This window comes from Frankia sp. Allo2 (assembly GCF_000733325.1).
Classification (GTDB): Bacteria; Actinomycetota; Actinomycetes; order Frankiales; family Frankiaceae; genus Frankia; species Frankia casuarinae.
Genome location: NZ_JPHT01000072.1, coordinates 1 through 8,998 on the forward strand (window position 1 = coordinate 1; position 8,998 = coordinate 8,998).

General features: G+C 66.9%; 8 protein-coding genes and 2 pseudogenes. 3 read left to right on the top strand and 7 right to left on the bottom strand.

What is annotated here, in order from left to right:
- Positions 1 to 880, bottom strand: a pseudogene (locus ALLO2_RS25175) (IS3 family transposase); the annotation flags it as partial.
- Between the two features lie 69 nt (positions 881 to 949).
- Between ALLO2_RS25175 and ALLO2_RS22370 the strand changes: the two are divergent.
- The 3 genes and pseudogenes from ALLO2_RS22370 to ALLO2_RS22380 all read left to right on the top strand — a co-directional run.
- Positions 950 to 2,008, top strand: a pseudogene (locus ALLO2_RS22370) (IS110 family transposase); the annotation flags it as partial.
- Between the two features lie 189 nt (positions 2,009 to 2,197).
- A complete protein-coding gene (locus ALLO2_RS22375; RefSeq protein WP_035734603.1) occupies positions 2,198 to 2,983 on the top strand; it encodes a HipA family kinase in 786 nt (261 codons plus the stop codon).
- Positions 2,980 to 3,375 carry a DUF3037 domain-containing protein gene (locus ALLO2_RS22380; RefSeq protein ID WP_232235279.1) on the top strand — a complete coding sequence of 132 codons (396 nt, stop codon included), beginning with the start codon at positions 2,980 to 2,982 and terminating at the stop codon, positions 3,373 to 3,375. Before ALLO2_RS22375 ends, ALLO2_RS22380 begins: the two co-directional genes overlap by 4 nt.
- A gap of 166 nt (positions 3,376 to 3,541) precedes the next feature.
- Here the strand turns inward: ALLO2_RS22380 and ALLO2_RS22385 are convergent, their stop codons facing one another.
- From ALLO2_RS22385 to ALLO2_RS22410, 6 genes are all read right to left on the bottom strand, one after another.
- On the bottom strand, positions 3,542 to 5,098 hold the full coding sequence (locus tag ALLO2_RS22385; RefSeq protein WP_369808207.1) for an MFS transporter: 1,557 nt from the start codon (positions 5,096 to 5,098) through the stop codon (positions 3,542 to 3,544).
- Positions 5,099 to 5,239: 141 nt separating this feature from the next.
- Positions 5,240 to 5,584, bottom strand: a complete 345-nt coding sequence (locus ALLO2_RS22390) for a DUF6204 family protein (RefSeq protein ID WP_023842131.1) — start codon at positions 5,582 to 5,584, stop codon at positions 5,240 to 5,242.
- Entirely contained in the window at positions 5,584 to 6,213 is a 630-nt protein-coding gene (locus ALLO2_RS22395; RefSeq protein WP_011435564.1) for a TetR/AcrR family transcriptional regulator, read from the bottom strand. Before ALLO2_RS22395 ends, ALLO2_RS22390 begins: the two co-directional genes overlap by 1 nt.
- A 62-nt stretch (positions 6,214 to 6,275) precedes the next feature.
- The gene (locus ALLO2_RS22400; RefSeq protein WP_051875530.1) at positions 6,276 to 7,625 is read right to left on the bottom strand and encodes an acyltransferase domain-containing protein; all 1,350 of its coding nucleotides are present in this window, start codon (positions 7,623 to 7,625) and stop codon (positions 6,276 to 6,278) included.
- A 54-nt stretch (positions 7,626 to 7,679) separates the two neighbouring features.
- Positions 7,680 to 8,639 carry a class I SAM-dependent methyltransferase gene (locus ALLO2_RS22405; protein WP_023842133.1) on the bottom strand — a complete coding sequence of 320 codons (960 nt, stop codon included), beginning with the start codon at positions 8,637 to 8,639 and terminating at the stop codon, positions 7,680 to 7,682.
- Positions 8,636 to 8,998 (bottom strand): aspartate 1-decarboxylase (locus ALLO2_RS22410; protein ID WP_035734605.1); only part of this gene is annotated, 363 nt, incomplete at its 5' end. The genes ALLO2_RS22405 and ALLO2_RS22410, both read right to left, overlap by 4 nt.

Sequence of the window (8,998 nt, forward strand, 5' to 3'; positions counted from 1 at the left end):
CAGCCACCGCCAACGTCGATCAACTCAACGGGACTTCCGACTACGTACCGGGAGGCTGCCATGGTGAACGCGTCGATGATGAGCTCGGTGCGCATGTGGTTGGCCATCGACCAGCCGGCGACTTTACGGGAGTAGAGGTCGATGACGGTGGCGAGGTAGAGCCATCCTTCGCCGGTACGGATGTACGTGATGTCCCCGACGAGCTTCTCGCCCGGGCGGGTGGCGGTGAAGTCGCGGCGGACGTGGTCGGCGGGCGGCGGGGTCTGGTCGGGGATGGTGGTGCGACGGTAGGCCCTGGGCTGGCAGGCTTTCAGCCCCGCACGGCGCATGATCTGCCGGGCGAGGCGGACGGAGACGCGCAGGCCGGAGGCGGTCAGGGCGGCGGCGATCCGCCGGGCGCCGTAGGTCTGGCGGGAAACGGCGAACACCGCCCGCACGTGGGTGTCGAGGGTGGTGTGCCGACGGGTCCGGGCCGACGCCGGCCGCCGAGACCAGTCGTAGAAACCGGATGTCGACACGGCCAGCCACAGGCACATCTTGGATACCGGGTAGTTGTCCTTCTCCGCAGCGATCAGTTCGTACTTGTCGATCACTGATGGCGTTGCGCGAAGAAGGCGGCCGCTTTTGAGAGGAACTCGCGCTCCATCCGGAGTTCCCGGTTCTCCTTTTCCAGCTCGTGGAGCTGGGCCCGCTCGGACATCGACAACGGTTCTTCTTCGTTGTGGTGTGCCCGCCGCCAGGTCGCGACCCAACTCCCCAATGTTCCTTCGTTGATACCGAGATCTTTCGTGACCGCCGAGGTGGGGCGGCCCGAGTCGATGACGAGCTTCACCGCCTCGTCCTTGTACTCGGGTGTATACCGCCTGCGTGACTGACTCATTGATCTCCTCCGTTCACGGATCAATTATCCCTCATAGGGATCACTGTCCGAAGAACGGGGCCCACCTCAGGACGAGTACTGGTGATCGTCGACCAGCCCACGAGCATCGGCGCCCTCGCGATCGCGGTCGCCCGCCAGATGGGCCTGGACGTCGCCTACCTGCCAGGGCTCACGATGCGCCGCCTGGCGGACCTGCACCCCGGCGAGTCCAAGACCGACGCCCGCGACGCCTACGTCATCGCCGACGCCGCCCGCACCCTGCCCCACACCCTGCGCCGGGTCGGGACCGACGACGAGACCCTCGCCGGACTCACCGTGCTGGTCGGCTACGACAGCGACCTCGCCGCCGAAGCCACCCGGCTCACCAACCGGTTACGCGACGCCCTGCTGCACATCCACCCGGCCGCGGAACGCCTGCTGGGCAGCCACATCCACCGACCCGGCGTCCTCGAACTCCTCGCCGACGCGCCCACCCCGACCGCCTTGCGGCAGCTCGGCGAGACCGGCATCGCCACGACGATGCGTCCACGCTCGCCGCGGCTCGCCAAGACGCTGCCCGGCCAACTGGTCCGTGTCCTCGACGAGCAGACCGTGGTCGTGCCCGGCACCGCCGCGTTCGGCCCGGTCATCGCCGGCGTCGCCCGCAAACTTCTCGGCGTCCTCGACGAACGCGCCGATCTCGCCCAGGACGTCGAAGCCACCCTGGAGGCGCACCCTCTTTCCGAGGTCCTGGTCTGGATGCCCGGTGTCGGGGTCAGGACCGCCGCCAGCCTCCTGACGATCATCGGAGACATCGCCGCGTTCCCGACCGCCGCGCACCTCGCCGCCTACGCCGGCCTGGCTCCGGTCACCCGCCGTTCCGGCAGCTCGATCCGCGGCGAGGTCCGCTCCCAACGCGGGAACCACGCCCTGAAATCAACCCTGTTCCTGTCGGCGTTCGCCAGTCTCAGCGACCCGACCAGCCGGGCCTACTACGACCGCAAACGTGCCGAAGGCAAACGGCACAACGCCGCCCTGATCTGCCTCGCCCGCCGCCGCGTCGACGTCCTCTACGCCATGATCTGCGACCGCAAGCCCTACCAGCCGCCCGCTACCAACCCCGCGCCCGAGCCGGCCCGCGCCGCTTGACAACGCCATAGAGACACCCCCCACGGCTCGCAGGCTCGTCGCGCAGCTACGCAGCGACACTCCCACCCAGATCGAAGGCATCGGGGATCAAGCGACCGACGTCAGCTGAACCCTCTGGGAAAGACATGCCGTAGACCGCTGTGGATATCGATGCCGCCCGGCGGGAGAATCAGGAGTAGAGTCAGCAATGTGTTGCGGCATGTGCGTGGAACCCGTTACGTAACGCCCCTGCGGGAGGGTGGCTCCCTGCCAGGTCTGGTCGAAGCCGACGACGACGGCACATACGTCGTCAAGTTTCGCGGGGCGGGGCAGGGAAGCGCGGCTCTGGTCGCCGAGATCGTGGTTGGGGAGCTGGGCCGGCGGCTCGGTATCCGGGTACCCGATCTGGTCGTTCTCACCGTCGATCCGGAGATTGCGCGGCGGGAGCCGGACCAGGAGGTGCAGGAGCTGCTACGGGCGAGCGCAGGAGACAATCTCGGAATGGATTTCCTCCCCGGGTCCATAGGCTACGACGGCGCCAGTTGGCAACCGCCGGCCGAGGAGGCCGCGAGAATCTTCTGGCTGGACGCACTGACCGCGAACGTGGACCGGAGCTGGTCCAATCCGAATCTCCTGGTCTGGCATCGTGCACTGTGGGCCATCGATCACGGGGCTGCCCTGGTCTTCCAGCATTCCTGGCCGTCGGTGAGCACCTGGGCGGCGCGCCGCTACGACCTGTCGGAGCACGCGCTGACAGTCCTCGTCAAGGATCTCTCGCCGGAGGCGCTCGAACAGCTCGACTCCGAGCTCGCGGCCGTGGTCACTCGCGACCTGCTCGCGGAGGTGACGGCATTGGTCCCCGATTTGTGGTTGCTGGGCATGAACTCCGTCCAGCCGGGCGAAGCCGATGCCGCCGCCCTGCGGGAACGGTATGTGGAGTACCTGCTCGCGCGTCGTGCCGGCGACCGCGGCTGGTGGCCTGGCGCGGGGAGGTGATCGCCGTGCCGGAATCATTTTTCGCATTTGACTATGCTCTTCTGTTCGCTGTCCCAAGGGTCGACCGGGGCGAGCGGATAAACGTCGGTGTACTGCTCTACAGTCCTGCCGCGGAATTTTTGGCCGCGGCGATCAACGTTGATACCGAACGACTCAGAGCGCTGGACTCCAATGCCGACGTGGAGCTGATCCAGGCAGCGCTGAATTTTATCCAGATGGTGTGTGCCGGTGATCCCGCCGCCGGCCCGGCCGCCACGAGATCGGCGCGGGCACGCTTCGGCTGGCTCACCGCGCCGCGCAGCACAGTCGTTCAGCCCGGCGCCGTGCATGGCGGTATCACTGCCAAACCGGAGGTAGAGCTGGACCGGCTGATGGACCGCGTGGTCCGGTGAACGGGCTCTGACCGCGGATCGACCGCACCTGCCACGGACAGCCGGCGGTGCTCTGGTTCGGAGGCCGATGGAACTGGTCTGTGCCCGGGGGCTCTCGGGCGGGCCGCGGATTCGCCGGGTCGGCGAATCCGCGGCCCGCCTGGCCAACACGCCCGATCGTCCGCTCTCAGGGCCCGCCGCGCCGGGCGGGTAGCAGGAAGAGCAGGCAGAGCACGACGGCGAGCGCACCCACGATCCACCACAGGGTCTTGACGAATCCGGAGACGAATTCCTCCGCGCGCACCTTGGCCAAGGCGTTCGTCAGACTCCCACGATCGGTGACGCTCACCCGCCCGCCGCAGTCAGCGGGGACAAGACTGAGGTCAGGCTGGTGGATATCGCACCGACGCAGCTCGGCCATCAGCCGAGTCACCTCGCCGGAAGAGTGCCCCTGGCTGACCAGGGCCTGCTGGACCTGCGACGTCACCCGGTCGGTCCGGGCCGGCTCGCCGGTGGCGAGGGCGGAGAAGAACAGCCCACCGATCAGCGCGACGCCCACTGCCGCGCCAAGCTGGCCGGTCGCGTTGATGATTCCGGAGGCCGCGCCGGCTTCGTGCGGCGGCACATCGATCAGGATCATCCCGGTCAGTGGCGCGACCAGCAGGCCCATGCCCGAACCGATCAGCAGCAGGGACGGGGCAGCATGCCATGATGTCACGGTGGTGGCGAAGTGATGCGCCGTCCACACGTAGGAAAGAACACCCGACGTCATCACCGCCACTCCCACCATGAGGCAGCGACGGCCATACTTCGGAAAAATGTAGCGTACCGCGAGTCCGCCAGCCATGGGAACAGCGATGGAGAACGGAATCGTGGTCAGACCGGTATGCAGTGCCGACCAGCCCAGACCACCCTGCAGATAAACCGTCCAGGTGATGAAGAATCCAGCCGGCACGCAGCTGAACAACAGTTGCGTGCCGACGCCGACAGAAAAGCTGCCAGTTTTGAAGAGGTTCAACGCCAACAGTGGCGAATCGTCACGGCGCACCTTTTCCCGTTCATACCGTAGGAACAGCGCGAACACTGGGACAGCGATTACCATGGCGACAATGCTCCACGTCGGCCAGCCCAGCTCGCGCCCCTGCACAAGCGGAAAAAGCACGAGCAGCAGCCCTACGGCGACGAGGATCATCCCTATCCCGTCGGGCCGGCGAGCATGCGGGGACCTGGATTCCCGCATCCACGCCGACGCTGCCACCAGCGCTACCGCGCCGACGGGGAGGTTGACCGCGAAAATGCTGCGCCATTCGAGGCCGAACGGGTTCCACTGGAGCAGAAGACCACCGACGAGCGGTCCCGCGACGATCGCCAGGCCCACGATGCCCGCGTATAGGCTGACGACCTTGCCGACTTCTTCCCGAGCAAAGCTGACGTGGATGATCGCCAGTACCTGCGGCACCATGACGGCCGCAGCGCCCCCCTGGACCACCCGGGCGCCGACGAGGAATTCCGGACTCTGCGCAATCGCGCACATTCCGGACGCCGCCATAAACCCGGCGACACCGGTCAAGAACATTCGCTTGCGACCGAAAATATCTCCCAGTCGACCTCCGGTTATCAGCATCACAGCGAAGGCGAGAGTATAGCCCGCGTTCATCCACTGGATGGACGTTGGCGACGCCCCGAGATGCTGCTGGATGTTCGGAATAGCCACCGTGACGATGTTGTTGTCAAGCAGGTCCATGAACGTGGCGACGAGCAGGACCGCGAGAGCCCACCAACGCCTCGGGTCGGGTGCGGGCTGGGCCACCTGCAGTACCGGCTCGGACGGCCAGGTGGTCCGCTCAGTATCGACCATGATCTACCTGTTCTGCGGAATTCCGCCTCAGCGCCGCTCCCGCACTGGCCGGTTGATCTTCATACTGTCCATGTCCGTCACTCCGAATCGGAGGTCGCGATAGCCGCAGCCGATCTCGTCGAACCTTGCCATCAGCCGTTCTTCGGCGGCATCCTGCGCCCGCTGCTCCGCCTTGTCGTCGAACTCGACTCGAACGACCAGGCGGAATGTGAAGGCGACGATGGACTCGTTGTAGACGAGCGTTCCTTCTTCGGTGAACGACGCGTTGAGCACATCCTGCTGGTCGGCGTTCCGGCGAAGCTTCTCCCGCGCCGGGGGGTCAAGTTTGTCAAACCGTCCGCGTACCAGCACCCGGTAGACGTGCTCGGGCATCAGTCGTTCCCTTTCTCCGCAGCTATTTCGCGACCCAACGCGACCCACGACCGCAGTAACAAGTCCACCGCGTCGACTGCCGCGTCGTCCGGGCTGCTCTCGGGCGACAGGACCCGTTGGATCGCCAGGCCGTCGTCAAGCGCGTGCACTATCAACGCGAGCACCTCGACCGGAGCAGGTGGGGACGCGTCACGAGACGTGAAGTCGCGGGCGAGCGCCTCCGCGATGATCGTCCGCGTCCGCGCCTCCCGGTCGGTCAGCGTCGGCAGGACGCCCGGGTTGCGCAGGCCGTAGAGCCACAGCTCGGTGCGCAGCACAAGCCAGCTCGCGAGGTGACGGTCACGCTCACGATGCCAGGCCCGGAACTGCTCGACCATGCCCTCGAACGAGCCGGCGTCACGGCCCAGCGCCCGCAGCTCCTCCAACTCACGCTCTGTGCGCTTCTCCAGCAGGGCGAGCACGAGCTCGTGCTTGCCGTCGAAGTTGCCGTAGAAGGCGCCTCGCGTGAAACCGGCACGCTCGACAATCTGTTCGACCGATGTGCCGGCAAGGCCACGCTCGGCGAACAGCTCCGCCGCCGAGCGCAGCAGCTTCTCGCGGGTCAGCTCCCGACTCTCCTCGCGGGACAACCGTCTGGTCGCGATGACAGGCTCCTTCTAGATACAGAGGTGCATCCAGATACAAGAGCCTATCAGAGTGCCGGGCTCGTCTCCAGCTGGGAGGCGGGCCGGGTCAGGCGGACCGCGCCGAGCACGGCCGCCTGGTAAGGGGTGAGCGTGGCTCCGGGTTCCGACAGGGCGAACGCCGCCCACCGCGGCTCCCGCCCGCAGCCGTACAACATGCCGAGCGACGCCAGGACCGAGCGCCGTTCCGCCTGCCGCCGACCGGATGACAGCAGATGCGCCGGCCGTCCGGCGTGCGCCAGCGTCTGCCGCACCGGGCTCAACAGGACAGGATGCGCGCTCACCTCCACAAACACCTCATGGCCGGTGTCACCGAGCCGCTCGACCGCGGCGGCGAAACGGACCGGCTCGCGCAGGTTACGCATCCAGTACTGTGAGGCGAGGCTCGTTCCTGGCACGGGCTCGCCGGTCACGGTCGAGTACATCACGATCCTCGTAGGTCCCGGTGCCAGCGACCGTAACGCCAGATCAAGATCCGCACGCAGGTCATCGACGTAGTGGCTGTGCGAGGCGACGGTTCCCGTAATCACGCGGCAGTAGACGTCGCGCCGGGTGAGATCATCGACGAGCCTGGCGAGTGACGCCGCGTCGCCGGCCAGCACCGTCGACCGGGGGCTGTTCTCGCCGGCGACGCTGATGCGCCCGGCGCTGGCATCCGCGACGGCATGCGCCTGGGCGGGGGACAGCTCCGTGGCGGCCAACGCCCCCCTACCGGAGATCCGGCGCAGCAGCGCACTGCGCCGGCAGGCGATCATTATCGCATCTCGGAGGCCCAGCGCGCCTGCGGTATGCGCGGCCGCGATCTCCCCCATGCTGTGGCCGACCACGGCATCCGGCACGATCCCCCAACTGCGCCACAAAGCCGTCAGGGCGATCTGCAACGACACCATGGTCGGCTGCAGCACGTCGATCTCGTCCATCCGGGACGCTGGCGGGTCCAAACCGAGCTGCTCGACCACCGAGAATTCGGCGAAACGCCGAACCTCCTGATCACAGCGAAGGAGCGCCTCCCGGAACGCCGGCTCAGCGGCCAGCAGCTCGCGGCCCATTCCGTACCACTGGGCGCCCTGCCCGGCGAAGACGAACACCAGGCCGGGCCGGCGTGCCGTCACATCGGGAGGAATGCGGTCGGTTTCTCCCGCGAGGGCGGCGGCCAGTTGTTCAGCGAGATCAGCGTACGAATCGACAACGAAGGTCAGGCGGTGCCCCGCTCCGGCGGTACGCACCACGGCGTCATGGCAGTACCAGGCCAGCGCCGGCAGGCCCGCCCGCGCACGCACTCGGTCAAGGTGCGTGCGCAGGAGTTCCGCCAGTCCGTCCTCGGTGTCTGCCGCGACAGCGAACAATCGTGTGTCCACGTCTCCCCCATCAGGCCGCACGTCGCCCGCTCCTGGTCCGGGCACCGATCGAGGTCACCGGCGGACGGCTACCTGGTGACGGTAGCTCTCCATCGGCAGGCCGCTCACCCAGGGCACGATCCCGATCCTGCTCAGCAGCCTGATCACGGCGGGCGGCTGATATCCCGCGAACATGCCGCCGAACATCAGGATCTGGCTGTGTGCCGCGATCCTGCGCGCCATCGGGTTCATCCGCTGCCGCGCGAGCGTGGCGTGGAAATGGCTGTCGGACGCCATCCGGCGGCGGATCGCCGCGCGAACCCGGTCGGAGATGTCGTGGTCGGTGACCCAGGTCAGGCCGTCGATCTCCGCGGTCATCCGGCGCATCGCCGCGTAACGCTGACGCGTGAAGACGTCAATGTGGGTGAGGATGCCGCCGGGGCTGAGCACACGTTCCACCTCCCGGAGGAATCTGCCGAGATCAGGATAGTTGTGCGAGCTCTCTATGTTGACGAGTATGTTCACGGAGCCGTCAACGAAAGGCAGTTTCTCGGCGTCGCCGTGCACGAACTCCAGTACGTCCGCACGCGCGAGGGTCGCCGAAGCCCTGGCGATGGCTCGCGGCGACAGGTCCAGGCCGGTCATCCGTGCGCCACGGGCGATACGGGAAAGGAAGTTCAGGCCTTCCCCGGTGCCGCAGCCGACTTCCAGCACCGTGCGACCGTCGTAGTCGTCCAGACCGATCGGCAGGTCCCGCAGAGCCAGGAAGTACAATTGCTCGCTGAAGCCGTCCGTGCCGAACTCACCGAACCCTGGCAACCGAGCCCGGATCTCGTCGACGATCTCAGGGTCATACATCCCCCAGTTCCACAGGTCCCCCTTCGCCGAGAGAGTGGCGGCCATGTCATAGATTGTCGAGCTGGCCGTTTTCATTCTTTCCGCAGCCTTCTCACCACCGCGAGCCGTGTCAGGCTCAGCAAGATTGATGTCGGCCAGGCCGCTGGTGAAGGCGGTCATGATCTCGGCAGTGTTCACTGCGCTCTCCGCGGGTCTCCGGCCTGCTCGGAAAGGGAGGGCTGGGGGCTGTTGGTGTCACCGCGCACCAGACCGACGCCGTCGTACGCCTCGGCCGGGTCGGTGCCCATGCGCACCAGTTGGTTGTCGCCGTTCACGAACACGACGTTGGGCTGGTAAGAGCGGGCGTCCTCCTCGGCCATCAACGCATAGCCGACGATGATCACCAGATCGCCTGGACTGATCAGGTGAGCGGCGGCGCCGTTGATGCCGATGGTCCCGCTGTCCGCCTCACCTTCGATGACGTACGTGCTGAGCCGCGCACCGTTGGTGATGTCCAGCACGTCGACCTTTTCTCCCGGCCACAGGCCGGCGGCCGC

What these genes read in the sequence shown, in the direction of transcription:
- ALLO2_RS22385 (WP_369808207.1), bottom strand. Translation starts at nt 5,098, where the DNA reads ATGGACCTGCTTGACAACAACATCGTCACGGTGGCTATTCCGAACATC.
- ALLO2_RS22390 (WP_023842131.1), bottom strand. Translation starts at nt 5,584, where the DNA reads ATGCCCGAGCACGTCTACCGGGTGCTGGTACGCGGACGGTTTGACAAA.